At 40.1% G+C, this 25,651-nt stretch carries 24 protein-coding genes and 1 riboswitch; of the genes, 16 read left to right on the top strand and 8 right to left on the bottom strand.

From position 1 onward, the window contains the following. Positions 1–175: 175 nt before the first annotated feature. The 3 genes from tsaE to rimI are packed head-to-tail and all read left to right on the top strand — an operon-like array spanning position 176 to position 1,789. Positions 176–631 carry a tRNA (adenosine(37)-N6)-threonylcarbamoyltransferase complex ATPase subunit type 1 TsaE gene (gene tsaE, locus JT739_RS02390; RefSeq protein ID WP_237659493.1) on the top strand — a complete coding sequence of 152 codons (456 nt, stop codon included), beginning with the start codon at positions 176–178 and terminating at the stop codon, positions 629–631. Beyond that, entirely contained in the window at positions 628–1,341 is a 714-nt protein-coding gene (gene tsaB, locus JT739_RS02385) for a tRNA (adenosine(37)-N6)-threonylcarbamoyltransferase complex dimerization subunit type 1 TsaB (RefSeq protein ID WP_237659492.1), read from the top strand. Before tsaE ends, tsaB begins: the two co-directional genes overlap by 4 nt. Continuing rightward, entirely contained in the window at positions 1,325–1,789 is a 465-nt protein-coding gene (rimI, locus tag JT739_RS02380) for a ribosomal protein S18-alanine N-acetyltransferase (RefSeq protein ID WP_237659491.1), read from the top strand. Before tsaB ends, rimI begins: the two co-directional genes overlap by 17 nt. Before the next feature lie 27 nt (positions 1,790–1,816). Here rimI and JT739_RS02375 read toward each other — a convergent pair whose 3' ends face one another. The 4 genes from JT739_RS02375 to JT739_RS02360 all read right to left on the bottom strand — a co-directional run bounded on the left by JT739_RS02375 (position 1,817) and on the right by JT739_RS02360 (position 8,056). Then, positions 1,817–2,296, bottom strand: a complete 480-nt coding sequence (locus JT739_RS02375; protein ID WP_237659490.1) for a DapH/DapD/GlmU-related protein — start codon at positions 2,294–2,296, stop codon at positions 1,817–1,819. Between the two features lie 41 nt (positions 2,297–2,337). After that, positions 2,338–3,357: a tRNA (adenosine(37)-N6)-threonylcarbamoyltransferase complex transferase subunit TsaD gene (gene tsaD / locus JT739_RS02370; RefSeq protein WP_237659489.1), complete on the bottom strand. Its 1,020-nt coding sequence runs from the start codon at positions 3,355–3,357 to the stop codon at positions 2,338–2,340. A 5-nt stretch (positions 3,358–3,362) separates the two neighbouring features. Further along, positions 3,363–5,258 (bottom strand): ABC-F family ATP-binding cassette domain-containing protein, encoded by a 1,896-nt coding sequence (locus JT739_RS02365; RefSeq protein ID WP_237659488.1) that lies wholly within the window; start codon positions 5,256–5,258, stop codon positions 3,363–3,365. A 647-nt stretch (positions 5,259–5,905) separates the two neighbouring features. Beyond that, positions 5,906–8,056, bottom strand: coding sequence for a YcdB/YcdC domain-containing protein (locus JT739_RS02360; RefSeq protein WP_237659487.1), 2,151 nt, complete (start codon positions 8,054–8,056; stop codon positions 5,906–5,908). 184 nt (positions 8,057–8,240) lie between these two features. Here JT739_RS02360 and JT739_RS02355 point away from each other — a divergent pair, with 184 nt between their 5' ends. After that, complete coding sequence (locus JT739_RS02355) at positions 8,241–8,813, top strand: glycerol-3-phosphate responsive antiterminator (RefSeq protein WP_237659486.1); 573 nt, start codon at positions 8,241–8,243, stop codon at positions 8,811–8,813. Positions 8,814–8,839: 26 nt separating this feature from the next. Further along, complete coding sequence (locus JT739_RS02350; protein WP_237659485.1) at positions 8,840–9,511, top strand: MgtC/SapB family protein; 672 nt, start codon at positions 8,840–8,842, stop codon at positions 9,509–9,511. 32 nt (positions 9,512–9,543) lie between these two features. On the opposite strand, the gene JT739_RS02345 is transcribed toward JT739_RS02350, so the two are convergent. The 3 genes from JT739_RS02345 to JT739_RS02335 all read right to left on the bottom strand — a co-directional run bounded on the left by JT739_RS02345 (position 9,544) and on the right by JT739_RS02335 (position 11,828). Further along, on the bottom strand, positions 9,544–9,843 hold the full coding sequence (locus tag JT739_RS02345) for an EscU/YscU/HrcU family type III secretion system export apparatus switch protein (RefSeq protein WP_237659484.1): 300 nt from the start codon (positions 9,841–9,843) through the stop codon (positions 9,544–9,546). Between the two features lie 20 nt (positions 9,844–9,863). Then, positions 9,864–10,913 carry a hypothetical protein gene (locus tag JT739_RS02340; RefSeq protein ID WP_237659483.1) on the bottom strand — a complete coding sequence of 350 codons (1,050 nt, stop codon included), beginning with the start codon at positions 10,911–10,913 and terminating at the stop codon, positions 9,864–9,866. Positions 10,914–11,018: 105 nt separating this feature from the next. Beyond that, a complete protein-coding gene (locus JT739_RS02335; protein WP_237659482.1) occupies positions 11,019–11,828 on the bottom strand; it encodes an FMN-binding protein in 810 nt (269 codons plus the stop codon). A 268-nt stretch (positions 11,829–12,096) separates the two neighbouring features. Beyond that, positions 12,097–12,200: riboswitch (purine riboswitch) on the top strand. 83 nt (positions 12,201–12,283) lie between these two features. On the opposite strand from JT739_RS02335, the gene JT739_RS02330 reads away from it, so the two are divergent. The 3 genes from JT739_RS02330 (at position 12,284) to JT739_RS02320 (ending at position 16,339) form a co-directional block, all read left to right on the top strand. Then, positions 12,284–13,618, top strand: a complete 1,335-nt coding sequence (locus tag JT739_RS02330; RefSeq protein ID WP_237659481.1) for an NCS2 family permease — start codon at positions 12,284–12,286, stop codon at positions 13,616–13,618. Positions 13,619–13,759: 141 nt separating this feature from the next. Next, positions 13,760–14,848 (top strand): DUF362 domain-containing protein, encoded by a 1,089-nt coding sequence (locus JT739_RS02325; protein WP_237659480.1) that lies wholly within the window; start codon positions 13,760–13,762, stop codon positions 14,846–14,848. A 57-nt stretch (positions 14,849–14,905) separates the two neighbouring features. Continuing rightward, entirely contained in the window at positions 14,906–16,339 is a 1,434-nt protein-coding gene (locus JT739_RS02320; protein ID WP_237659479.1) for an MATE family efflux transporter, read from the top strand. A 51-nt stretch (positions 16,340–16,390) separates the two neighbouring features. Here the strand turns inward: JT739_RS02320 and JT739_RS02315 are convergent, their stop codons facing one another. Next, on the bottom strand, positions 16,391–16,801 hold the full coding sequence (locus JT739_RS02315; protein WP_237659478.1) for a bifunctional nuclease family protein: 411 nt from the start codon (positions 16,799–16,801) through the stop codon (positions 16,391–16,393). Between the two features lie 324 nt (positions 16,802–17,125). On the opposite strand from JT739_RS02315, the gene JT739_RS02310 reads away from it, so the two are divergent. From JT739_RS02310 to JT739_RS02275, 8 genes are all read left to right on the top strand, one after another. After that, positions 17,126–17,881: an exodeoxyribonuclease III gene (locus JT739_RS02310; protein WP_237659477.1), complete on the top strand. Its 756-nt coding sequence runs from the start codon at positions 17,126–17,128 to the stop codon at positions 17,879–17,881. 137 nt (positions 17,882–18,018) lie between these two features. Continuing rightward, positions 18,019–18,849 carry a deoxyribonuclease IV gene (locus JT739_RS02305; protein ID WP_237659476.1) on the top strand — a complete coding sequence of 277 codons (831 nt, stop codon included), beginning with the start codon at positions 18,019–18,021 and terminating at the stop codon, positions 18,847–18,849. A 231-nt stretch (positions 18,850–19,080) separates the two neighbouring features. After that, positions 19,081–19,500: a 4Fe-4S binding protein gene (locus JT739_RS02300; RefSeq protein WP_237659475.1), complete on the top strand. Its 420-nt coding sequence runs from the start codon at positions 19,081–19,083 to the stop codon at positions 19,498–19,500. 18 nt (positions 19,501–19,518) lie between these two features. Further along, positions 19,519–21,420, top strand: a complete 1,902-nt coding sequence (gene cooS / locus JT739_RS02295) for an anaerobic carbon-monoxide dehydrogenase catalytic subunit (protein WP_237659474.1) — start codon at positions 19,519–19,521, stop codon at positions 21,418–21,420. Between the two features lie 7 nt (positions 21,421–21,427). Then, positions 21,428–22,225, top strand: a complete 798-nt coding sequence (locus tag JT739_RS02290; protein WP_370642556.1) for an AAA family ATPase — start codon at positions 21,428–21,430, stop codon at positions 22,223–22,225. A gap of 89 nt (positions 22,226–22,314) precedes the next feature. Then, positions 22,315–23,994, top strand: a complete 1,680-nt coding sequence (locus tag JT739_RS02285) for a formate--tetrahydrofolate ligase (RefSeq protein WP_237659472.1) — start codon at positions 22,315–22,317, stop codon at positions 23,992–23,994. 197 nt (positions 23,995–24,191) lie between these two features. Continuing rightward, positions 24,192–25,010, top strand: a complete 819-nt coding sequence (locus JT739_RS02280) for a DUF166 domain-containing protein (protein WP_237659471.1) — start codon at positions 24,192–24,194, stop codon at positions 25,008–25,010. Beyond that, on the top strand, positions 25,007–25,648 hold the full coding sequence (locus tag JT739_RS02275) for a cyclodeaminase/cyclohydrolase family protein (RefSeq protein ID WP_237659470.1): 642 nt from the start codon (positions 25,007–25,009) through the stop codon (positions 25,646–25,648). The genes JT739_RS02280 and JT739_RS02275 overlap by 4 nt, the downstream gene beginning before the upstream one ends. Positions 25,649–25,651: the final 3 nt, after the last annotated feature.

Genomic DNA, 25,651 nt, shown 5'->3' with positions numbered 1-25,651 from the left:
CAACTTTATACCAATTAGGGTATAAAGGGGGACTTGTGCCGAAACCTGATTTTGTGGCAATAAAGGCCCCGGTGTTTTCCTTTTCCAAACTTCACATGGTGGTTCCACTAATATTTACTCTGTTACAATATGTGGTATAATAATTACTAATGATTTAAAAAATAGGATGAGCATGATGGAAGTTGTATTTAAGACGCAGAATTTAGAGCAAACGGAAAAACTGGGAAAATCTTTAGGCAAAACCCTGGTAAAAGGCGATTTTATAGCCCTTACAGGTGATCTGGGAGCAGGCAAGACCGCCTTTACAAAAGGTATAGCCAAAGGACTTGGCATAGAGGATGATGTAACAAGTCCAACATTTACAATAATCAATGAATATACAGGACCTGTGCCTTTAGCCCATATGGACGTTTACAGGCTGGACAGCCTGCAGGAACTTGAAAACATAGGCTTTGACGATTATTTAGATGGTTATGTTGTTGTTATGGAATGGGCGGATAAAGTAAAAGAGCTGTTGCCCGATGATGTGCTATGGATAGATTTTATGGTTTTGGATGACTTTCATCGGGAAATACGGTTTTTATCTGACAGTCCTTATTACGACAGCAAGCTGCGGGAGTTGAGTATATGACAAATGTTTTAGCTCTTGATTCATCCTCTATTGTTACGACAGTAGCAGTACTAAATGAGGAAAAGCTTCTGGCAGAATATATAGAGAACAACAAACAAAGCCATTCGGAAAAAATGATGGTTATCATCAAGCAAATGTTGGAAGACTTAGAACTTACGGTACAGGATTTAGATGTAATAGCAGTTGCCAAAGGGCCCGGGTCTTTTACAGGAATTAGAATAGGCATGGCCTGTGCACAAGGTCTGGCTCATGCTTTAAATAAGCCTATGATAGGAGTCAATACCCTCGATGGTTTAGCATATAATCTTATGGGCAACAATGATTTGATATGCCCGGTGATAAATGCCCAGAGGCAGGAACTTTATACTTCGCTGTACTGTTCTAATGATGCTGCACTTGAGCGCATGTGGGATTATAAATTGATTAAAGTAGATGCGCTTGTCCGGGAGCTTTTAAACCTAAATCATAAGATATTAATTTTGGGCGATGGTGTGCCAATTGTAAAAAAGGCGTTGGCAGAAGTGCCGGCAGAAAATATTGTTATTGCAAGTTCTGTTTTCGCTATGCCTAGGGCTTCGTCAATTGCCGCAGTGGCTTTAGAGGAATATGCTAAAGGCAATGCTCAGGACTGCTTTTCAATTAAACCCTTTTACATTCGCAAATCAAATGCTGAGGAGAAGAGGGACGGGGATCATGGAGCAAAGAGCTGACGCTGTGTTGAGTGTTGAGAAAATGACGATGAAGGATTTAGATGAGGTAATGGAAGTTGAACGACAATGTTTTACGACTCCTTGGTCGCGATATTCTTTTGTCTGTGAGCTTAAAGATAACCAATTTTCCCATTACATCGTAGCAAAATATATGGGTAAAATCATAGGCTATGCTGGTATGTGGATAATCCTTGATGAAGCTCATGTGACAAATGTGGGCGTACTTCCTGAATATCGCGGAGGAGGAGTGGGAGAACTGCTCATGCGCTCCCTTATTATTGCGGCAAAAGAGCACGGTGCAAAAAAGATGACCCTGGAAGTTAGAAAGAGCAATTATGTAGCCCAAAACTTATATTCCAAACTTGGTTTTGAACCGGTAGGCATCCGCCGGGGGTATTATCTTGACAACAGAGAAGATGCCGTAATTATGTGGAAAGATTCACTTTAAGTGGTGCCAGGCACCTAAGTTATTTAGCTATGTTACATTTAAAGGTTTTATAGGTATTCCGCCTACAAATGAATTTTCCGCCACGTCCTTGTTAACCAGTGAGCAGGCCGACACGGTCGCCCCGTTGCCGATGACAACTCCAGGCAGAATGGTAACATTTGCACCAATCGTTACATCCTTTCCTATGATAACCTTTCCTGTGCCCCACTCTTTTACCATGTACTCATGGGCCAATATTGTGGAGTTATATCCAATTATTGAATTATCCCCTATTTCAATCAGTTCAGGGAAAAATATGTCAAACATAGCCATTAAGCCTACAGATACATTTTTGCCGATTTTCATTCCTATAAGCCTGTATAGGAAATTTTTTAATGGAAGATGGGGTATAAACCGGGCGAAATAAATCACTATAAAGTTGATGACGACTTTAAAGGGGTTGACGGTTTTATACCAAAACCAAAGGGAATTCACATCTTGAACTTGATGCCTTTGAACTCTGCGCATTTTGGCCTCCGAGTATTATTATTAATTTAAAACCTATTTCCTTAAAACAGCTTTAAATTTGCATAAGGAGTTAGGGTCATATCTGATTTATTTCCCATAAGATAGCGGTAATAACCTGCACAGGCAATCATAGCCGCATTGTCAGTGCAAAGTATTAAAGGTGGGAATTTAACATGAAAGTCTCTGCCGGCCCGATTGGCAAGTTCCTGCCGAAGACGGCTATTTGCAGCAACTCCCCCTGCCAGTGCAATTGTTTTTACGTTTTTCATTTTGGCTGCTTTTAAAGTGTTTTCCACCAGAGCATCAACTACTGCTTTTTGAAAACTCGCTGCCACATCCTCAACTACTATTGGCTCTCCTTTTTGTCTTTGGCGATTTAGATAATTTAAAACTGCCGTTTTTATGCCGCTAAAGCTGAAATTGAGTTCCCCGCCTTTTAAATGAGCTACAGGAAAGGATATGGCCGAATCATTTCCATGCCTTGCAGCTTTATCGATTAGCGGGCCTCCTGGATACCCAAGGCCCAAAGCCCGAGCCACCTTGTCAAAAGCCTCGCCGGCAGCATCATCTACCGTTTGACCCATTACTTCGTATTTGCCAAAGTCTTTTACATATACCAAATGGGAATGACCTCCAGACACCACAAGACATAAAAAAGGTGGGGCAAAGTCACTTTCAAGGAAATTTGCAAATATATGGCCTTCAATGTGATTAACACCTATTAAGGGTTTATTGAGAGCATATGCTAACCCTTTGGCATATGATACACCTACCAATAATGCTCCTATCAAACCGGGGCCGTTGGTTACCGCTATCAGATCTACATCATCAAAGTCAATTGAAGCCTCTTCCAGTGCCTGTTGCGTCACATGAGAAATTGCTTCAAGATGTTGCCTTGAGGCAATCTCGGGTACCACACCTCCAAATTTGGCGTGCTGCTTTATCTGTGAAAAAATGGTGTTTGACAGTATTTTTCTGCCGTCTTTTACTACAGATACAGATGTTTCATCACAGGATGTTTCTATACCGAGGGTTATAAAATTTTCTTTTTTCAAGGACATTTTTTCTAATCCTCCTGCTCATCTAGCATTTCATACAGCTGTTCTAATTCGGCAAGCACTTTGTTATATGCGCCGTTTACTTCCTGTGCCTTTTCAGGGTTGCTGTAAACCTCCGGCTGACACAACATAAGTTCAAGCTCCTCCAGCTCTTCTTCTTTTTTTAGGATAGATTCCTCTATCTCCTTTAATCGCTTTTGAGCCTGACGTTGCTTTTCTCGTTCTTTTCTTTCCAAAAGCCTAGCTTTTTTAAGCTTTGTCTTATTTACATTATTCTCCGGAATGTCTTTCTTTTTGCTTTCGTTCTTTTTTTCCAGGTAATAATTATAGCTTCCATCAAAATCTGCTATGCCGTCTCCGTCAAATTCCCAAATCCGTGTGGTAATTTTCGATAAAAAATATCGGTCGTGAGAAACTGCGATGAGGGTTCCATTAAAGGACATCAAGGCATCTTCCAATTTTTCCTTAGATAGTATATCCAAATGGTTTGTGGGCTCGTCCAGCAGGAGAAGATTTGCCCCTTGCAGGATTGCCTTGGCTAAAGCCACTCTGCTTTTTTCGCCGCCACTTAAAACACTTATCTGCTTTTCAACCTCATCACCAGAAAAGAGCAGACTTCCTAAAAAAGTCCTTATTTCCGTCAAGGTAAGGCCCGGCACAGAATTGTACACCTCTTCAAGGATTGTGGCATCTGGGGAAAGGTCTTTTTGTTCCTGGTCAAAATACACAGGAAAAACATTGTGGCCCAACTCAACATATCCTTCCTGCGGCTCAAGTTCACCTGCCAGAAGCTTTAAAAGCGTAGATTTGCCTATGCCGTTAGGGCCGATTATGCCTATGCGTTCGCCACGGTAAACCTGTAAATTTACGGAGTTTAATATTTTCTTTTCTCCATAAGAAAAGCTCAAGTTCTCTATTTTAAGTACTTCTTTGCCGCTGGTTTCTTGTATATCGAATTTCATCTTAATGTCAGGCTTGCGTTCTTTAAATATAGGGCTGGGAAGAAGTTCTTGCAGCCTTTTTCGACGGCTTTCAGCCTGTGAATATTTTCTGTGGGAAATGAAAGTCTGAATGTTCTTTTGAAGCCGTTCAATTTCTTTTTGTCTAATTTCCTCCTGTTTTTTTAGGGCTTTAATTACGACCTGTTTTTTCTCGATGTATTTGGAATAATTGCCGGTGTATACTGCAATACGGCCATGTTCTAGTTCGAAGATTTTAGTAGTTACATTATCAAGAAAATATCGGTCGTGAGATACTATTAAAAAGGCTTTATTGTAATCCTTTAAAAATGCTTCTAACCATTGAATAGATTCTAAATCCAAATAGTTGGTAGGCTCATCTAAAAGCAAAAGGTCAGGTGACTGTAAAAGCACTCTGCCTAGAGCTAAGCGGGTTTTTTGGCCGCCGCTTAGTGTTGAGATGGGAATATTCTCATCATCAAACCCTAAACCGCGAATCACCCCTCGTATGCGGCTTTGAATCTCAAAACCGCCCTTTGATTTAAAATCTTCAAAAAGGATAGCGTACTGCTGCATTAAATCGTTGAGCCGCTTTTCATCCTGATAAACTTTAGGAGTAGACATCGAAATTTCGAGCTCTCGGAGCTTTTTTTCCTGACTTTGTAGCTCTATAAAAATAGATGACAGGGCTTCCTTTATAGTAGTATTACTTTCAAAGGTTGCACCCTGTGATAAATATCCTATCTTTAAACCTTTATCCATGAAAATGTTTCCGCTGTCATAGGGTATTTTTCCTGCCAGTATTTTAAGCAGGGTGGATTTTCCTGCACCATTTAAACCCACCAATCCTATTTTGTCGTTTGCTTCAATTAAAAAATTTATATCTTCTAATATAACGTCTGTGCCAAAACTCTTGCACAAACCTGATACATTTAATATAGCCATTATTTATCACCATTAGGTATGTACATAATTTAAATCAAATATATGTTAACACAAGGTGAAGGCTAAGACAATAAGAACCATAAACCCTGCAGGTAAATTCCCTGCAGGGTGCTTAAAAATAAAAGAGCTCGCAGTGACCTTCGCTACAGCTGCTACGGACCTTTACATAGCCTACTACAATCTTTCGACTGCAATAGACCATTACAAAGCCCATAACAACCTATGCTCGACCATCATGAGTACCTTAGAAGCCTGCAGCAACCTCTCGGCTACTACAAACCTCCAATTAATGCAACAAAGTATCTTGTACAATACTCCATATTGTATTAACCTGCGGAACCCATGATGATCTTAGCTCGAAGACTATGCATCTTTTTCGACCCTATGATAACAGTTGGGCTATCATAGAGCCTTACAAGACGCATAGCCCTCTGCCCGCCGGCAGATGCCGAGCCCGAAGACCCGACATCTACCTTTGGCCGACTATCGAAGAACCCTTTATAAGATCCTCCGATAGTCTTGGCTCGGCCACTGCGAACCCTTCGGTATTATTTTGCCCTTTATTATTTTAATTATTCTGCCATAATGTGATTAAGTTACTAGCAATTAAGTTTATAAATTTAAGTTTTTGCAAAATCGCAATTTGATTAAGAACTTGCTTTAAGCATCCGGACCAGAATGGTTGCAGCTTGAGCACGGCTTACAGAATTTTTCGGGTAAAAATTGCCGTTTGTTGCCGATAAAATTTTAAGTCCCATGGCTATTGCCGTATGACCCTTGTATTCAAGTTTTACGGAAGCACTATCTTTTACAGTGTCTTTGTAAATTTCAGGAATGCTTGCAACTTTTTCATATCCCATTGCTCTTATTACGAAAGCAGCTGCTTTTTCCCTAGAAAGGCTACTTTTTGCCGAAACTTCATTGTCTTTTACCCAACCAAGTTTTATAGCTTCTTCGATATATTTTGATATGTCATCATCGCTTTTAACATGAGATTCTGCTCTTATTATTGGCACAATGGGTCTATCATCCGAGATTCTATGGCCTTTTGCGACCATTAATAGTTTTATGAATTCACCTTCTGTTATGGCCACATCGGGTCTGAACAGGCTTTCTTCAGATTTTATTATGCCTAAATCCACCAAAAGCTGTATGTCCTTTTCAGCCCAATGTCCCTTTATGTCCGTAAAGTCAGTTTTAGTCTCTTCTTTGATGGGTTTGCCGTTATAGTCTAAAGGCTGAAAATCAAAAGCATCAAAGGTATAGGATTTTGCGGGTTTGACTTTGTAAACCAGTTTATAATCGTAAGTCTCTTCTTTTGAGTTATACAAAGATGCATAAACTAACTCTAGTCCTATATCACTTAAGAAGCGAGCTTCCGCATCGGCTTTTTCTAAAACGCCGTCAGCGCTGGGGAAGTTCTTTTCATGCCAATTCATATGATAATTGGTAATTTTGCCTGTTTCTGCATCAACTGTTATATTAAACCCGTTGGCAGTATAAGGAATACCGTTCACAAGTCTGATATAGTTAAAACTATGCTTTTGAACCTTTTCAGGGGATTCTATCCGTTCTTTTATTTCTTCAAGCATTACATTTGCAAACCGTTCTGGCTGATGCTTTTTTAAAAACTCCTCAGCTTTTTTCAAAGCTGCGCTTCTATCATAGTTTTGCTTAAATTCTTTCGAATGTTTACTATAATCATAGATATCAAAGCTTAAAAGTTCAGAAGTTATGGCATTAACTCGGGCAGATATAAAGCCGTCCTCACCATCGGCACTAGATTTTTGCCATTCGATGTTCCAGATCTTGTGTTCGGGGTTATCATAGCCTTCATAAAGGTATGCTGAGCGCTGTTTAAAACCATCAGGGATTGATATATATTTTTTTACAATATTTATCGCAGCCTCTTTAGAAATACAATTTTTTGTGATTTCAACCTGTTTATTTTCAACAGGAGTAAAGTCTGCATCCGCCTTCTGGGCGGTTTCTGCCGCAGCTCTGGTGTAAAGATCAAAGTATTCATTATCAAGCATCTTTCCTGTAACCGCATCGATTAAAACACTGCCGGGCCTTTCAAGCGTATAAACCAGTTTAATATCATCTTTTTGAGTGGGGTAGTCATAGTAACGGCGATAAATCAGTTTTAAACCTGTTTCATCTTTAAATATTTGTTCAGCATCTTGTATTGAGATAATGTTTTTCGAGGAAGGCAATGGTTCCCAAGACCAAGTAAAAGAATAATTTTCAATTTCCCCGGTATGAGCATCTACCGTGATTTTAATCCCATTTCCCTCTACAGGTATATCATTTTCCATACGGGTAAAATTGAAAGAATAGCTGTCGCTATAAGCGTCCCTGTCTATAGGATATACCGGCATATCCCGAGATAAAAGTTTTGTTTTTGCAAATTCTTCAGGCTGTAATTTTTTAGCAAAGCTTTCAGCTATTTTCCTTGCCTCTTCTTCACTGTATTTTGGAATGGGTGAAGTCTTCCTGTTCGGATCGTAGCCTTTATACAAGCTGATGCTGAGAATGTTACCTGTTTTAGCATCTATGCTTGCATATAAACTTCCATAAGGTGCTTGTGTTTTAGACCAGCTAAGCTCCCAAATCTTTTTGTTATCGTGATTTTCGTTGTAGCTTACATTAAAACGGTCATAGGTTGTTGTATCAAAAATATCTTTAATCTTTTGTATGGCTTCTTCCTGGGAAATGCCTGCATTCAAGGCTAAAGCCTGAATACTGCAAGAAAGAACAAAGGTTAACACTAAAATCAAAGCTAAAACTTTTTTCATTTTTGTAGCCTCCCCTATGTCATTTTCTATAATCTTAGACGATGTTTTCATAAAAAGGTTCCTGGATTTTCATGATTTGTGAAAAATTGACCATGTATATAATTAAGTATATAATTTATTTTGAAAGTTGTGTTAGATTGTTCGTTTTTTAATATTTCTAATAGAATTAAATGGGGTGATATATTTGACTAACGAAATCTTAGCTGATATAAAAATGTATCCTGTTATTGCAGCTATAAGAGATGTGGATAAAGTAGATGCTGCATTGTCTCGCAATATAAAGTGTGTTTTTTTGTTAACTGGAAGCATATTAAATATTAAGTATGTGGTTCATTGTATAAAAAAGGCCCATAAAAGGGCCTTCGTGCACCTGGATCTTTTAGAGGGAATAAGTAAAGACGGTGAAGGAACCAAATATATAGTAGAAGAAGTAAGACCCGACGGTATTATAACTACAAGAAGCAATCTTGCCCTTAGCGCACGCAGTATGGGTATGTTTACAATACAGCGCGTATTTATATTAGATAGCCTTGCTGTAGATACTGCTGTAAAAACCATCAGTCACGTAGAACCTGATGCAGTGGAAGTATTGCCCGGTGTGCTTACAAAAAGTCTAAAGAGAATTGTACAAAAAGTGCGTACTCCGGTAGTTGCAGGAGGACTTATCGAAACCCCGGAAGAGGTAAAACAGGCTTTGGCATCAGGTGCCGTGGCCATATCCACAACTCGAAAAAGCTTATGGGATATGAATACATGACAAAATTTATCTTGGAGGTGAAAAACGTGCCTCTAAGCTATTTAGAGCTGACCATACGATTGGCGCTTTCGATTCTTCTTGGTGGAGTTATAGGTTTAGAAAGGGAAACCATAAATAAACCTGCGGGTTTTAGAACACACATACTGGTTTGCCTAGGTTCTACAATTGTAATGTTGGTATCTCTATTTATTTTTACAGAGTTTAAAGGTCTAACCAATGTAGATCCTGGAAGAATACCTGCACAGGTTATAAGTGGCATAGGATTTCTTGGAGCAGGCACCATTATCATAGAAGGGGCTAACGTTAAGGGCTTAACCACAGCTGCCAGCCTATGGACAGTGGCGGCTATTGGCTTGGCCGTGGGTGTGGGATTTTACTATGGTGCTATACTTGCAACTTTTTTAATCCTGCTGACTCTTATTACATTTAACAGATTAGAGGCTGTTTTATTAAAAAAACAATATTTACAGCCCTTGAAATTAATTGTAGAAGATCAGCCTGGACAACTGGGCAAGATAGGTTTATGTTTAGGCGAGATGAATATCAGTATCAGAGATGTTAAAATTGAAAACATAGAAGAGGGCAAGCTGCTGATAACATTGATGATACGAAAGATAAACAGCTTAGAGTTTGAAGAGATGAAGCAAAAATTCCTGCAAATCGATGGAATATATGATATAACAACTGAAGCTAGCTAAACATACAATCTCAAGAAACTGTGGCATAGCTATTAATTTGAATCGTTACCTGAATCGTTTACGGCATCTACAGTGTAAATAAATGCCAAAATTTCAGCTACAGCCTTATAAAGCTCAGGAGGTATTTCTACGTTAAGGTCAAGTTGAATCAATGTTTCTACCAGATGCGGGTCTTTGTATATAGGTATATTTTCCTTGCGAGCAAGCTCCAGGATTTTTTCTGCCAATAGACCCTTTCCGGAAGCTACGATTTTCGGAGCAGTATCTTTTTTCATATCGTATTTTAAGGCTACGGCCTTTTTATTTTTTGTGCTTGTTAATTCTTTACTCATTATATCACCGGCATTAAACATCAAACTTTAATATTTATTCCCATAGTTATCGGCTGTTTTTTTATATCTTCAAAAAAGAAGTCTTTCATTGATACTTTACCGACCTTGAGTTCCATGGTTTTTATAATACTGGGGAGGTCCTCATTTTCACTTAAAAACTTTTTGACTGCGTTCATAGCTTTTTTATTTTCAAAGACCGATGATGCAGTTACCTTTCCATCGGCATAGATGAGATCCACAAGGATTGCCCCCAGGTTTTTTGTGTTAATAATAAAATTTATGCGCAAAGATGGCTGTATATCACTGGTGGTTCGGGAATCAGCAATCTTTAGGTAAATATTGTGATATACAGGTATTGGCAATGCAACAAAGATAATGTTATTTGTAGAATTTTTATGGTGCAGGATATTAATTGCTTTTAAAGCCAATTGCTCTTTTAAGACCGTGGCTTTCTTTTTGCTACTTGGCTGAGCTTTATTGAAAGAAAGGGCATTATCTTTGTAAACTTTAGTAAAGTTTTGGAAAAGCACAAGGAGCTGATTTTCTGGGAGAATAAAACCATTTTTAATGCATTCGGCTATAGTTTCATGAAAAGATGCCACTATAGTTTCAAAGGGCATCTTATCCCATAAATGCAAAAAGGGCTCGGGTTTTTCTTCATTTATCAGGTGGTTGAATAGCTCCATAATAAAGGTTACTCGCTCTTTTATTATAGGCAAATTCAGCTTTGATAGGAGATTAAATGCGACATGGGCTTCTTGGGTTTGGCATACATCAAGAGCCGTTTTTTGTGAAGAGGATATATCAAGGGTGGCTAAATGGTCTGTATTATGCAATTTTGTTTCATGCTCAATCACTTTAAAAACAATTTGCGATGGAGATAATTCTACTACCTTTAGCTTTAGAAAGTCACCGATGTCAAGATCCAGTAAACAGTGAGCAAAGACCTCTGTGCCACCTATATTTACAAAATAACCATGTTCTTGCTTTTGTGTTACATAAGCGCTTACTACATCTTGAGATGTGATGGCTTTGTTTATATTGGAGGCTTGTGTTAAATGAATTTTCATGGATTTACCTCCCAAAAAACACCAAAGGCTATGTTTTTTTGATTATACCATATAAAAAACTTCGAGCAAAAGCCCGAAGTTTTAAAGATGAAATCTATGATCTATTTATTTTGCAAGGTCAAGAACTTCTTTCATAAGTGTCTTAAATCTTTCTGCTGTTCCAGTAGCACCAGTTACTGAATCGACGTCGGCATCTTGTTTGTCTATTACCGATTTGGACAAGACTTGAGCGGCTTCGGCTGGGGTTGTGCCGGATTTTTCTTTCATATTTTTCGCATATTCTTCATCTGCACTCTTATAGTTTCCGTCTTTATTTACTTCATCGTAGGCAGCAACGGCTACTTTGCCGTCTCTGATTAATACTGCAGCCATAGCTTTCCAGCCACGCTCGTCAAAATCTTTTTCGGCAGCTTTATACACACCTTCCTTGTAGGTTCCTTTTGCTTCTACTGGTGAACCTGACAAGGCTTCTTTTACAAGTTCTTTAAAGGTATCTGAACTGTGTGTGGCACCGGTTACTGCATCTACCTGTTCGGGATTTTGTTTTGCAATCAAGTCTTGTTCTAATTTATTATAGGCATCAAGTGGTGTAGTGCCGGATTTATTCTTCATATTAGCTGCATATTCCGGATCGAAGCTCTTAAGCGTATCTTCTTCGTTGATTTCGTCGTAGAAAACTTCGGTAATTTTACCATCTTTTACAATAACAGTAGCCATTGCTTTCCAGCCGTGATCATCAAAATCTGCTTTTTGGGCAAAATATACGCCGTCGTCATAAGAAACCTGCTCCTCAGCAGGCTGCTGTTGACTTGATTGGTCAGGTGGGGTTTGCTCCTGCTGTTTTTTCCCGCCGCAACCAGCAACTAGCGTAATAATCAACAGTGCTACTAGCACAACTATAGGCAACTTTCTCATTTTGTTTCCTTCCTCCTTTTGTGAAAGTGTTAATTATACCTATGTATATATTATTAAACAAAAAAACAAAAATTCCTCCTGGAAAACAAAAATCTGTGTAAAATAATAATCGATTGTAAAATAGTTTGCTATGTGTATAAAAAAATATACATTACGTTAGTCATAATGTATAAAATTGGAATATATCGAACTTTAAGATCGGTATTTATCAAAAAGTTCGCTTTTTATATTGACAAGCCCCTAACCCTTTGTTAAAATATTAGTAGAAAAGCCAATATTGTGTTAGCCCTGTATAATTTCGGGAATATGGCCCGAAAGTTTCTACCAGGTGTCCGTAAAACACCATAGGCTACAGGGGAACGTATGTATTCCCTGTTTTGGCGGGGTTTTTTGTTTTTCTGCCTAAGGGGAATTGCTAAAAATTTATGGTGTATTAAAAAGGAGGAGGTTTTAAAATGAAGGAGGAGAGTGCAATTTCAAACGCATCTGGAAATGGGCTTGACAGGTTTTTTGCTTTAACCGAAAATGGGACAGATGTAAAAACTGAAGTCCTCGCAGGTCTAACTACTTTTGTAACGATGGCTTATATCCTCTTTGTAAATCCAAACATACTTGAAGCTGCAGGTATGGACAAGGGAGCAGTATTTATGGCTACTGCTTTGGCATCAGCGGCAGCTACACTCTTTATGGGTGTTTTTGCAAATTATCCCTTTGCATTAGCTCCTGGAATGGGCCTCAACGCATTTTTTGCTTACGTTATGGTTGGCAGTATGGGTCTTCCTTGGCAAACAGCACTGGGAGCAGTATTTTTATCCGGTATCATTGCAGTTATAGTGACTTTAACAGGTCTTAGAGAGCTTTTAATTAAGGCAATTCCAGTTTCCCTAAAACATGCCGTAGGAGCGGGTATTGGACTTTTTATTGCTTTTATAGGGTTAGTTAATTCAGGTATGGTAGTGGCTAGTGAAGCCACTTTAGTAGACCTTGGCGATTTTACTCAGCCGAGCACACTGCTTGCAACCATCGGTCTTATTATCATGGCGGTCTTTGTAGCTAAAGGAGTAAAAGGCGGAATTTTAATTAGTATTTTAATAACGTCTATCATCGGAATACCCATGGAGGTTACCCAACTTCCTGCAAACATTATTTCAACACCACCTAGCATTGCGCCGGGCTTTCTCAAACTTGACTTGGCAGGTGCCTTGAAATTTTCTATGTTCCCAGTAATTTTTTCGCTCTTCTTTGCGGATCTTTTTGATACCATTGGTACCTTCGTAGGTGTTGCAAGCCGTACGGGAATGATTGACGAACAAGGTAACTTAAAAAGAGGTAACAAAGCGCTATTTGCCGACTCCCTAGGAACCGTTATAGGTTCGCTCCTTGGGACAAGCAATACAACCACTTATGTTGAAAGTGCCGCCGGTGTCAGCGTAGGTGGTAGGACGGGCCTGACATCCGTTGTCGTAGCATTGATGTTTGTGGCAAGTGTTATTTTATCGCCAATTGCACTGGCAGTGCCGGGAGCAGCTGTAGCACCTGCACTTATAATGGTTGGAGTATTTATGGCAAGCAGTTTGAATGAAATCAATTTTAGTGATTTCTCTGAAGCTTTTCCTGCTTTTATAACAGCAGTGGCTATGCCTTTAACCTACAGTATTTCCTACGGTCTGGCTCTTGGTTTTATTGCTTATTCAGTACTTAAGTTATTGACAGGAAAAGGCAAAGAAGTACACTGGGTTATGTATATACTGACAATACTGTTCATACTTTACTTTGCGTTTATTAGATAGTGTATAATCTGACATATCAAATTTGATTAAAAGCAAGGTCTTCTTGTTTGAAGGTCTTGCTTTTTTGTTACTTTAATTAAACTGTATCAAGTGCTATAATTAAATTTATGAGCATTAAAAAAGTTTCGGGGTGGTGAAAGCATGGACAAAGAGAAAGTTTATGTAATATATGGCAATGAACCTAAAAAGATGATACATGATTTATTGTCTCACTTAAGGATAGAAAATAATATAGACAAAAATGCACGCATAGGTTTAAAGCCGAATCTGGTAGTTGCAAAACCATCTACGTCGGGAGCCACAACGTCCCCGGAACTTTTGGAAGGGACGATTGAATACTTAAAATCAAAAGGTTTTAATAATATAGTTATTATGGAGGGCTCATGGGTAGGCGATAGGACATCAAGAGCCTTTGAAGTAAGTGGATACACTGATATTGCAAGGAAATTTGATGTTCCGCTTATCGATTTGCAAAGAGATTCCTATATAACATGCGATGTTGAAGGAATGAAGCTAAAAGTATGTGAGCAAGTATTTAAAATGGATTATTTAATAAACATGCCGGTTCTTAAAGGGCACTGCCAGACTAAGATGACATGTGCATTAAAAAATTTAAAAGGCTGTATCCCCGACAGTGAAAAACGAAGATTTCATACCATGGGATTACATAAGCCCATTGCATATCTTAATAAAGCTATAAAAAGCCATTTAATAATAGTAGACGGGATAATGGGGGATTTGAGCTTTGAAGAAGGTGGAAACCCTGTTCAGATGAACAGAATTATCGTGGGATTTGATCCGGTTTTAATTGATTCATATGTAGCAAGTCTCATGGGTTATGATGTTGCTGAAATTCCATATATAAAAATAGCAGAGAATTTAGGTGTCGGCAGCTGCCTTGCTTCAAAAGACCAGGTACATGAGCTAAATGAAGATTTTAACACAAAGAAAATAACCCGCTCTCGCCAGGTTGAGAGATTGTCAAAGTATATAGAGGAAAAGGATGCATGCTCGGCATGTTACGGCAGCCTTGTTCATGCGCTGGCAAGGTTGGATGAGCAGGGCCTGCTTAGAAGGCTTAAAGGCAAGATTTGTATTGGCCAGGGATTTAAGCGGGTAAAAGGTACAGGCATGGGTGTAGGAGTTTGCACAAGAGGCTTTGAGCAAAACGTACCGGGATGCCCTCCTACAGCAAAGGATATACTTGAGCTATTGAAAAGAAATATTTAAAAAGGTCATTAGCTATATTAAACTCAGTTATATAAATTATTAGAAAGAGTGTTATGTATGAAATACATAATGAGTGCTGATGAGAAATTCCAAATGATGACAAATACTCCAGTTGAGAAGTTGATTTGCACACTAGCGGCTCCCACCATTGCAAGTATGCTGATTACTTCGGTATACAATATGGCAGATACATTTTTTGTGAGCAAAATCAGCACCAGTGCATCAGGTGCTGTAGGCGTGGCTTTTTCCCTTATGTCAATTATTCAAGCAATTGGTTTTACTATTGGCATGGGTTCGGGGAATTTCATTTCAAGATTGCTTGGGCAAAGAGATCGAGAGTATGCTGGCAAAGTTGCGGCTACAGGATTTTTTACGGCTCTCTTTTTGGGCGCTGCCTTGGCTACAGTTGGCTTCACTTTTTTAGATTCCCTTGTATATTCTTTGGGTGCTACTCCCACTATTGCTCCGTATGCAAAAGATTATATAAAATACATTTTGCTTGGGGCGCCTTTTATGATTGCTTCTTTTGTGTTAAACAATATTCTTCGCTATCAGGGTAGTGCTTTCTTTTCGATGATAGGAATCGGAATTGGTGGGATTCTTAACATTATATTGGATCCTATCTTCATATTCAGTTTTAATATGGGTACCGCTGGTGCGGCTATAGCCACAATTATAAGCCAGTTTATCAGCTTTAATATTCTTTATCACAACTCTGCCAAGGGTGGAAATATAAAAATCAAATTTAGTAATTTTACTCCAAAATGGGAAATTTACAAACAGATTCTTAAAGGTGGCATGCCATCCTTTTATCGCCAGATATTGGGCAGTGCAGCCATGATTTGCATGAATTTTAGCGCAGGCGTTTATGGCGATGCGGCTGTTGCTGCCATGGCTATAGTAACGAGAGTATTTCAGTTTGGCATATCTGTGATGATTGGATTTGGGCAGGGATTTCAGCCGGTATGCGGATTTAACTATGGTGCCAAACGATATGATAGGGTGCTGCGCGCATTCTGGTTTTGCGTTAAAGTTTCAGCCATATTTTTAGCAGTTCTCGCCGCAATCGGATTTGTGTTTTCACCCAAAATCATATCTATTTTTAGAAAAGAAGATTTAGAAGTGATAGCAATAGGAGCTCGAGCCTTTAGGTTCTATTGTATAGCATTTCCTTTTTCCGCATGGATTATCATGACTAATATGCTCCTTCAAACAATAGGTAAAGCTCTTGGAGCTTCCATTGTGGCTGTATCGCGTCAGGGTTTATTCTTTTTGCCTGCAATTACTGTTTTACCGCACAAGCTGGGACTTTTGGGCGTGCAAATTAGCCAGCCTGTAGCCGATATTTGTTCTTTTTTAATTGCATTGCCAATTGGTCTTCGTGTAATAAAAGAGCTTAAATTACAGCAACATCACACAGAGACGCTAAAGGGAAATAAAACCGGTGACATCTATATATCTCACTTGAAAGAAAGGGCACATCAACACTAAAAACTATCCCGTTGAAATTCAAGACCTCTCTTTTGCGAGAGGTCTTGCTTCTTATAACTTCATATCAGACACGTCATAGGTGAACTCTACAAGCCATCTATTCATAAAAATAGGTACATGACATCTTACTGCCAGGGCTATTGCATCGCTAGGTCTAGCATCCAGTACAATAGGATTGTTATTCTGGTTTATATGTATTTCAGCGTAATAGGTATTATTTTTTATGCTGGTGATAATTACTTTTTCTACAACTCCGCCGAGTTTCTCGATGGCTGTCTTTAAAAGATCGGGAGTCATAGGCCGTGGTGGCACAACTCCGTTGATGGGCATAACTATGTTCTGAGCTTCTAGTGCTCCTATAGCTATTGGAAGCACCATCTTTTCTTGTTCCTTATCTACCAAAAGTACCGTAAAATTTCCGCTAAAGTCAACAGTTATCTTTTTAACCTTTAATTCAATCATTTTATTCACCTCTATTAAATCAATGAGGCAAATTATTTCCAAAAAGTCTTTATACTAAATCTATTATAATCATACCACTTATGAGCTGCAATTAAAAAAGGCAACACCAAGTATGTGACAAATGAAGAACTTTTTTACGCAGAGGGCCAGTTTTACAAAGTCTTCTCTGATGTTTTAGATTTTGATTATGAATGTCTTGTCTAAAAGGGGTATTTCACAGGCGTGATGGACTCTTTTGTTAATTTATAGTATAATATCCAAAGTATTTTCTTACAAATAGGAATCACTAAAGCAGTTTTTGAGGATAAGATGGGGGTCTTACAGATGAAAATGGTCTCTTGGAACGTTAACGGCCTTAGAGCTTGTTTAAAGAGCGGTTTTTTGGAATATTTTTGGAAAGTGAATGCTGATATTTTTTCTATTCAGGAAACAAAATTGCAACATGGGCAAATAGAATTGGACTTAGATGGCTACGAGCTGTATTGGAACTATGCTGTAAAAAAGGGTTATTCTGGCACTGCAGTTTTTACAAAAAAGAGTCCCTTATCAGTTACCTATGGAATTGGAGTTGAGGAACATGATCAGGAAGGAAGGGTCATAACCCTGGAATATGAAAATTTTTACCTGGTCAATGTCTATACTCCAAATTCTCAAAGAGGTCTTGCAAGACTTGACTATCGCATGACTTGGGAAGATTGCTTCCGAAATTATCTTTTGCAGCTGGATGCAAAAAAACCAACGATTATCTGTGGCGATTTGAATGTGGCCCATAAAGAAATAGACTTGAAGAATCCTCAGGCAAATACTAAAAATGCTGGCTTTACCGAGGAAGAGAGGCAGAAGATGACTGAGCTCCTTGAAGCCGGTTTTGTTGATACTTTTCGATATCTCTATCCAGACAGGAAAGATGCATATACCTGGTGGTCGTATATAACCCGAGCAAGAGAGAGGAATGCAGGTTGGAGAATTGATTACTTTATCGTCTCTGACAGAATAAAGACCAAAATCATAGACGCACAAATACATTCTGAAATATTAGGAAGCGATCATTGTCCAGTAGCTTTGGAAATTGAAATCTAGGACCGGCAAGAGGACACTTTGGGTACTGCCGTTAAACTCTATCAATATAAATGTAAAGACCCGTGTAATAAATACAAGTTTGGGTAAACCTATAATAAAAAGCTTACTAATTATTTTAAAAGGTGGAAGCTGTTGCGATGTTACTTGGAGCTCATATATCAATTTCAAAAGGATATGAACATGCTGTGAAAGAAGCTCTGTCTATAGAAGCAAATACCCTGCAATTTTTTACCCGAAACCCCCGCGGCAGCGCGGCCAAGGCTTTAAATCCTGTTGATATAAATAAAATGCGAGAGCTTATAAAGCAAACTGGTTTTGGGCCTTTAGTAGCACATGCTCCCTACACTTTAAATCTTGCCTCAAGCAAACCGGAGGCTCGAGAGTTTAGTATCAGGGTATTGAGAGAAGACCTGGAGCGTATGTCGATTGTAGGCGCTTCATACATGGTGCTGCATCCCGGCAGCCACGCAGGGCTTGGCTTGGAAAAAGGGATAGAAAAAATATCTTCCGCTTTAAAAGATGTTGTAACTGGAAATGAAAAAGTAATGGTGCTCCTTGAACTCATGGCAGGTTCCGGCACCGAAGTTGGTTATACTTTTGAGCAGCTGTATGAAATCATGGACAGGACAGGAAATCCTGATGCCTTTGGGGTGTGTTTTGACACATGCCACGCTCTTGGCGCAGGATATGATGTAATTGACAGTTTAGATAAAGTGCTTCTTGAATTTGATAAGATTTTGGGTCTGTCCAAATTAAAAGTAATTCATTTAAATGACAGTAAATTCCTTCTTGGAAGTCGCAAAGACCGCCATGCTAATCTTGGAGAAGGAAAGCTGGGCCTGGAAACAATAAAAAATATCATCAACCATCCCGAATTAAAGGATAAGCCCTTTTTGTTGGAAACACCCGGAGGTATGGAAAATTACAAAAAGGAAATAAAAATGCTAAAACAACTTGCAGAAAACTAAAGTGGAAAGGCCATGTCATTAATCATGGACCTTTCTTTTTTTACCCGATAAATTGACCAACCTTTCTTTATGTGATGTTGCGAGCGCCTTGTCCACATGAAAAATCTAGAAAAACATTCATGATTTTTAGTATTTTTTAGTATTGACAAAGATTTGTCAATGTAGTATCATGGGTCTAGGATTGTGAAAATAGTAACAAACTTTAGCATAAAATGAAAAGGGGAAGGTTAGATGGTAAAGATTTTGTTTGAAACAGACCTTTGCCTCGGGTGTAAGTCCTGTGAATTAGCGTGTGCAGCGGCTCATTCTAAAACCAAGAGCATTGCCGGCGCTATAAAAGAGCGCGAGATTTCGCGACTCAGAATAAAGACAAAGCGCGGCAAGATGAAGTTAGAACAATGCATGCTCTGCAAAAACCCCCGTTGTATAGCTGCATGTCCCACAGGCGCTTTATCAAAAGACGAAGAGAGCGGAATTATTCATGTAAACGAGATGTCATGCACCGGATGTGGTCTATGCCAAAAAGCATGCCCTTTTGATGCTATAGAGTTACAGACTTTTCCGACAATATGCGACAGATGTGCACAGTCAGAAGAACCGCTATGCGTCCTGTCGTGTCCGACGAGAGCGTTAAAGGTTAAGATAGTATAAAAACATGAGGTGATTATTATGTCTGAGGACTTAAAGTGCTTAAGCTGTGATGCAGCAACTTGCAGTTTGCTTGAAAAGGCAAAAAAAGAAAAGATAGAGACAGTTTGGGACCGAGCTGAAGCTATGCAGCCTCAATGCGGCTTTGGAGAGATGGGGCTGTGCTGCACCAACTGTGGCATGGGGCCCTGCCGAATTGTTAAGGTAAGCGAAGATGGTCCCAAAAAGGGCATATGCGGTGCGGATGAAGATACAATTGCAGCCAGAAATCTTGCCCGAGCAGTTGCAGCAGGTTCTGCAGCTCATTCTGACCACGGTCGCGACATTGCTCATGCTCTGTATTATGCTGCGAAAAATCCTGAGTCAGGATATAAGGTAAAAGATTCCCAAAAGCTCATATCTCTTGCACGGGAGTGGGGCATTGAAACAGAAAATCTGGATGAAAAAGAAATTGCGGCCAAGGTTGCGGAGCTTGCACTTCAGGAATTCGGAAAACCTTTTGGTCATCTGAGATTTACAGAAAGAGCACCAAAAGACAGACTTGACATTTGGAACAAGATGAATGTAACCCCCAGAGCCATAGACAGGGATATCGTAGAAGTATTGCACTCAACTCACATAGGGTGTGACGCAGATTACAGAAACATCATGATGAAAGCTACAAGAGCAGCCCTCTGTGATGGTTGGGGCGGTTCCATGATAGGAACGGAACTTTCTGATATTCTATTTGGCATTCCACAGCCCCACGAAATCGAAGCAAATCTGGGCGTGCTGAAGGAAGATGAGGTAAACATTGTAATTCACGGTCATGAACCTACTTTATCCGAAGCCATACTGGTTGCGGTAAACGATCCAGAATTAATTGAACTAGCACAAAAGCAAGGTGCAAAAGGCATAAATCTGGTAGGAATGTGCTGTACTGGCAATGAAATTGCCATGCGCCATAATGTGCCTATGGCAGGCAACTTCTTTCAGCAGGAACTGGCTATAGTAACCGGTGCGGTTGATGCCATGGTAGTAGATGTTCAGTGCATAATGCCGGCACTGTCCCAAGTGGCCAAATGCTACCACACAAAACTAATAACAACCTCCCCAAAAGCCATAATTCCAGGAGCCATCCACATGCAATTTGACGAAGCGCGAGCCGTAGAGTCAGCTAAAAGGATTGTTCAGGAAGCGGTTTTAAATTTCAAGAACAGAACTGGAAATATTTTCATACCTGAAATAAAGTCGAAAGGATTTGTAGGCTTTAGCAACGAATCTATTATTAGTGCATTAGATGGCGTTACAAATAGTTTTGCCCATCCACAGGGAACCGTAAAACCTTTGGTGGATGCCATAAAATCCGGTGTCCTTCGGGGAGCGGTTGCCATAGTAGGCTGTAACAACCACAAAGTGCCTCAAGACAAAGGCCATGTAGAACTGGCAAAGGAACTTATCAAAAATGACGTGTTGGTAGTTACAACCGGTTGCGGTGCCTATGCGTGCATAAAAGAAGGTTTAATGACAAAAGAAGCTGCCAATTTATGCGGAAAAGGCCTGTCTACTGTTTGCGAACTGGTGAAAATCCCACCGGTCTTGCACATGGGCTCTTGTGTGGATATCAGCAGAATACTGCTTCTACTTTCGGAAGTGGCCAAGTATATGAATGTCGATATAAAGGATTTACCAGTGGCAGGAGCAGCCCCTGAATGGATGTCAGAGAAGGCACTTGCTATAGGAACTTATGTGGTGGCATCCGGTGTATATACCATGTTGGGAGTTGCGCCCCAGATTACTGGTTCCGAAAACCTGACAAGATTTCTCACTGAAGACGTAGAGAATATTTACGGCGGCAAATTCCATATTGAATCAGATCCCAAGAAAGCAGCCCAAAAGATACTAGAACATATTGAAGCAAAACGCAAAGCCTTGGGAATTTAACCCCGATATTAAGGAAGTGTTTACCATGAAAATTGCGATTACCGGCAAAGGTGGTGTTGGCAAGACCACCTTTGCAGGAGTTCTTTCAAAAGTATTAGCAGCAGAAGGATACAAGGTGCTTGCTGTTGATGCGGATCCTGACGCAAATCTGGCAATGGCTTTAGGGTTTCCCGAAGAAAAGGCATCATCTATAACACCTCTTTCTGAAATAAAAGACATAATTGCGCAAAGAACTGAAGCAAGACCTGGAGTAATTGGCCAAATGTTTAAGCTGAACCCCAAAGTAGATGATATTCCGGAAAAGTATTGCATTGAGCATGATGGAGTAAAGCTTTTGGTCATGGGTACAGTAAAAGCAGGAGGTTCAGGTTGTATTTGTCCCGAGCATGCTTTTTTGCGCGCACTTATGCAGCATCTGCTATTAGATTCTCAAGAAGCCCTGATACTGGATATGGAAGCTGGAATAGAACACATGGGAAGAGCTACGGCGGACTGTGTTGATGCTTTCATAGTAGTAGTTGAGCCAGGGCAAAGGAGTATTCAGACTCTGAAGACTATAAAAAAATTGGCGGAAGACATAGGTGTAAAAAAAATCTTTGCCGTAGGGAATAAAGTTAGAACCCGAGAGGAAGAGGAATTTATACAAAATGCGTGTGGCGATGTGCCTGTATTGGGTTTTCTCTCTTATGATCCCGATTTAATAGAAGCAGACAGATGTGGGGAGACACCTTTTAACAAGTGTATACTTTATACTCGCCAGGTGGAGGCTATTAAAAATCATTTATTAAGGTTGATTGACAACTGATATTAATAAAAGGGATCCTTTGATAAAGGCGCCTTTATCTAAATTACACAACCAAATCTAAAGCTAACAAATATAAGGGGGAAATAAGCATGACTTACAAAAGCGATATTGAAATTGCACAAGAGGCAAAGCTGGAGCACATTAAAGACGTAGCCGCAAAAATTGGTCTTACCGAAGACGATTTAGAATATTATGGTAAGTACAAGGCAAAAATTGATTACAATCTCTTAGAAAGATATAAAGACAAAAAAGACGCCAAACTAATACTCACAACGGCCATAAATCCCACACCTGCCGGCGAAGGTAAAACCACCACTACCGTTGGATTAGGGGATGCACTGAGAAAGATTGGGAAAAATGCCATGATTGCCCTTAGAGAACCCTCTCTTGGCCCTGTCTTTGGAGTGAAAGGCGGTGCTGCAGGCGGCGGATACGCTCAGGTAGTTCCTATGGAAGATATAAACCTTCACTTCACTGGCGATTTTCATGCTATAGGTGCAGCCAACAATCTTTTAGCTGCCATGATTGACAACCATATTTATCAAGGGAATGAACTTAACATAGACCCACGCCGCATCACATGGAGAAGATGCGTAGATATGAATGACCGGCAGCTCAGGTTTGTAGTGGACGGCCTTGGCGGAAAGGCCAACGGAGTTCCCAGAGAAGATGGTTATGACATAACTGTAGCTTCGGAAATTATGGCTATATTCTGCCTGGCAAGAGATTTGGAAGACTTGAAAAATCGCCTTGCTCGAATAATTGTTGGTTACACATATGACGGCAAACCCGTTACAGCAGGCCAGCTTAAAGCTCATGGCGCCATGACGGCACTGTTAAAGGATGCGTTCAAGCCCAACCTGGTACAAACCTTAGAGGGCACACCAGCTTTCGTTCACGGAGGGCCTTTTGCCAATATAGCCCACGGCTGCAACAGTGTTATCGCAACAAAAATGGCAATGAAGTTCGCCGATTATGTAGTAACTGAAGCAGGATTCGGTGCAGATTTAGGTGCGGAGAAATTTTTGGATATAAAATGTCGCGTCGCAGGAATTAAGCCTGATGCAGTTGTAATTGTTGCCACCATTCGCGCGTTAAAATACAATGGAGGAGTCAAAAAAGAGGACCTGAATCAGGAAAATCTGGATGCTTTAAAGAAAGGCCTGCCAAACCTCCTAAAACATGTAGAAAACATTACGGTAAAATACGGCATTCCATCGGTTGTGGCCATTAACAAATTCCCGACCGATACCGAGAGAGAACTTGCCCTGGTTCAGGAAGAGTGCAAGCGCTTAGGTGTAAATGCCGTTCTTTCAGAAGTCTGGGCAAAGGGCGGAGAAGGCGGCGTTGAGCTTGCAAAAGAAGTGGTGAGAATTATTGAAGAAGGTGAAAATAACTTCAAACCCATCTACGACCTGGATATGGGTCTTGCCGATAAAATCACGACTATTGCCCGGGAAATCTACGGTGCCGACGGAGTAGAGTTTGCACCTGCAGCCTTAAAGGAAATAAGCACACTGGAAGAGCTGGGCTTCAGGAATGTGCCTGTCTGTATAGCAAAGACTCAGTATTCCTTATCTGATAACCCCAAACTCTTGGGCCGCCCAACCGGATTTAAGATAAATGTGAGAAACGTGAAGGTTTCTGCCGGTGCAGGCTTTGCAGTAGTACTTACCGGTGATATTATGACAATGCCTGGTCTGCCCAAACGGCCTGCCGCAGAAAACATCGATGTAGATGCAAACGGAAGGATAACAGGGTTATTCTAAAGTTTTAGTTAAAAATCAAAACTGGACAATTTGGCCATAAAGATAATACTGTATCAATATATGGTCGTCATGTAATACCGCCGGCAAGAACCATTGCTATATATAATAGCTCGCTGGTATTACATGACGCCATAGAGCTACTTTATATCTCATTAAGCTCTTTAAAGAACAACAATCTTGCCAAAGGTGGTCTTCCCATGAAACGCCTAAAACTTTTCATAGCAGCAAGTAAAGACACATCAGACACGCCGGGTTTTTTTCAGATAAAATACGGCGGAGAATTTGCTGCGCGAAAGTTTCTGCCACATCTTACTAATTTTAAGCACAGTCCCAATCTGTGCACGAAGTCCTGCTACGATTTCAGACATAAGCTAGATTTAGATTTTTCAGAGGACATTGTCGGCATCATGCTTTTTCCCTCGGTATTGCCTGAACTTATCGATGATGCCAATTTGTATATAAAAGAGCCGATTCCCGTTCATGATATTTGCATAGCAGTAGGAGTTCATCCGGATATATTGATAGAGCTGATTAAGCAGGTTGCCGATGCTGGCTGCAAAGCGATTATAGTTCCTCGGGAAGACCCGGATTGGCTTACTACATCCCTCGTAAATAAAATAAAGGGCCTGTGTGAAGACAAAGGCCTTGAATGGGCCTTTCCAAGGCCTTTTTGTTCCCTTTCAAAAGGCAACTTTAAATATATAAACGACTTTATTGACCAATTTAAAATCGGAAAGCCCAAGTACAGCCTTGTAGTTGATGAAAAAGGCAATGTAATAGACGTTAATGTCAAATATTCTTCGCCCTGTGGTGCTACATACCATGTAGCCGCAGGGCTAATAGGTGTTAATAGGGAAAATGTAGTTGATACTGCCAACAAATTGTGGCATACCTATCCTTGCCTTTCAAGCAGTCACATGGATCCTGATATAAATGATTCACCCATGCACTTGGCAGCTTATATCAACCTATATGCGGCAAAGGATGCTCAAAAAAACTCTGAGGAGGACAGATGATGTTAATTGAAAAGAGTTGTAAGGATTTTGTAGAGGTGCTGGCTTCAAAGGAACCGGTTCCCGGAGGAGGCGGAGCGGCAGCTTTGGTGGGGGCCATAGGTATGGCCTTGGGGAACATGGTTGGCAATCTGACTGTAGGCAAAAAGAAATACAAGGATGTAGAACAGGAAGTATATGAGATTATGGAGAAGGCAACTGAGCTTCAGCAGGCCTTGCTGGCGATGGTAGACGGAGATGCTGAAGTTTTTGGAGAAGTGGCAAAGGTCTACAGCATGCCGAAGGATACGCCTGAAGAAAAAGCAGCTAGAGAAGAAGCCATGGAAAAGGCATTAAAACACGCATGCAGCGTGCCTATGGACATTATCAGAACTGCCGTGGAAGCGATAAAGCTTCAGGCCAGGCTTGGAGAGATAGGATCAATACTGGCTTTAAGCGATGTGGGCGTAGGAGTATTGTGCTTAAAGGCTGCTTTAATTAGCGGAAAGCTGAATGTAATTATCAACTTAAACGGCATCAAAGATGAAAGCTTTGTGTCTAAAATCAGTGAAGAAATGGATGCATTAGTTGAAGAAGGCATCAGAATTGCCGATGAAACATATGTTAAAGTGGAACAAAGGCTTATGAACAAGGGGGTTTAGTAA

The organism is Tepidanaerobacter sp. GT38 (assembly GCF_021991635.1).
Classification (GTDB): Bacteria; Bacillota; Thermosediminibacteria; order Thermosediminibacterales; family Tepidanaerobacteraceae; genus DTU063.
This window is presented reverse-complemented; position numbering and strand designations above follow the sequence as displayed.

Excerpts from the sequence above, each read along its gene's own strand:
- JT739_RS02300 (WP_237659475.1), top strand. The coding sequence starts at position 19,081 with ATGGTAAAGATTTTGTTTGAAACAGACCTTTGCCTCGGGTGTAAGTCC.
- JT739_RS02320 (WP_237659479.1), top strand. The coding sequence starts at position 14,906 with ATGAAATACATAATGAGTGCTGATGAGAAATTCCAAATGATGACAAAT.
- JT739_RS02330 (WP_237659481.1), top strand. The coding sequence starts at position 12,284 with ATGAAGGAGGAGAGTGCAATTTCAAACGCATCTGGAAATGGGCTTGAC.
- cooS (WP_237659474.1), top strand. The coding sequence starts at position 19,519 with ATGTCTGAGGACTTAAAGTGCTTAAGCTGTGATGCAGCAACTTGCAGT.
- JT739_RS02335 (WP_237659482.1), bottom strand. The coding sequence starts at position 11,828 with ATGAGAAAGTTGCCTATAGTTGTGCTAGTAGCACTGTTGATTATTACG.
- JT739_RS02360 (WP_237659487.1), bottom strand. The coding sequence starts at position 8,056 with ATGAAAAAAGTTTTAGCTTTGATTTTAGTGTTAACCTTTGTTCTTTCT.
- JT739_RS02365 (WP_237659488.1), bottom strand. The coding sequence starts at position 5,258 with ATGGCTATATTAAATGTATCAGGTTTGTGCAAGAGTTTTGGCACAGAC.
- JT739_RS02305 (WP_237659476.1), top strand. The coding sequence starts at position 18,019 with ATGTTACTTGGAGCTCATATATCAATTTCAAAAGGATATGAACATGCT.
- JT739_RS02345 (WP_237659484.1), bottom strand. The coding sequence starts at position 9,843 with ATGAGTAAAGAATTAACAAGCACAAAAAATAAAAAGGCCGTAGCCTTA.
- rimI (WP_237659491.1), top strand. The coding sequence starts at position 1,325 with ATGGAGCAAAGAGCTGACGCTGTGTTGAGTGTTGAGAAAATGACGATG.
- tsaB (WP_237659492.1), top strand. The coding sequence starts at position 628 with ATGACAAATGTTTTAGCTCTTGATTCATCCTCTATTGTTACGACAGTA.
- tsaD (WP_237659489.1), bottom strand. The coding sequence starts at position 3,357 with ATGTCCTTGAAAAAAGAAAATTTTATAACCCTCGGTATAGAAACATCC.
- JT739_RS02340 (WP_237659483.1), bottom strand. The coding sequence starts at position 10,913 with ATGAAAATTCATTTAACACAAGCCTCCAATATAAACAAAGCCATCACA.
- JT739_RS02310 (WP_237659477.1), top strand. The coding sequence starts at position 17,126 with ATGAAAATGGTCTCTTGGAACGTTAACGGCCTTAGAGCTTGTTTAAAG.
- JT739_RS02315 (WP_237659478.1), bottom strand. The coding sequence starts at position 16,801 with ATGATTGAATTAAAGGTTAAAAAGATAACTGTTGACTTTAGCGGAAAT.
- JT739_RS02280 (WP_237659471.1), top strand. The coding sequence starts at position 24,192 with ATGAAACGCCTAAAACTTTTCATAGCAGCAAGTAAAGACACATCAGAC.
- JT739_RS02285 (WP_237659472.1), top strand. The coding sequence starts at position 22,315 with ATGACTTACAAAAGCGATATTGAAATTGCACAAGAGGCAAAGCTGGAG.
- JT739_RS02325 (WP_237659480.1), top strand. The coding sequence starts at position 13,760 with ATGGACAAAGAGAAAGTTTATGTAATATATGGCAATGAACCTAAAAAG.
- JT739_RS02375 (WP_237659490.1), bottom strand. The coding sequence starts at position 2,296 with ATGCGCAGAGTTCAAAGGCATCAAGTTCAAGATGTGAATTCCCTTTGG.
- tsaE (WP_237659493.1), top strand. The coding sequence starts at position 176 with ATGGAAGTTGTATTTAAGACGCAGAATTTAGAGCAAACGGAAAAACTG.
- JT739_RS02275 (WP_237659470.1), top strand. The coding sequence starts at position 25,007 with ATGATGTTAATTGAAAAGAGTTGTAAGGATTTTGTAGAGGTGCTGGCT.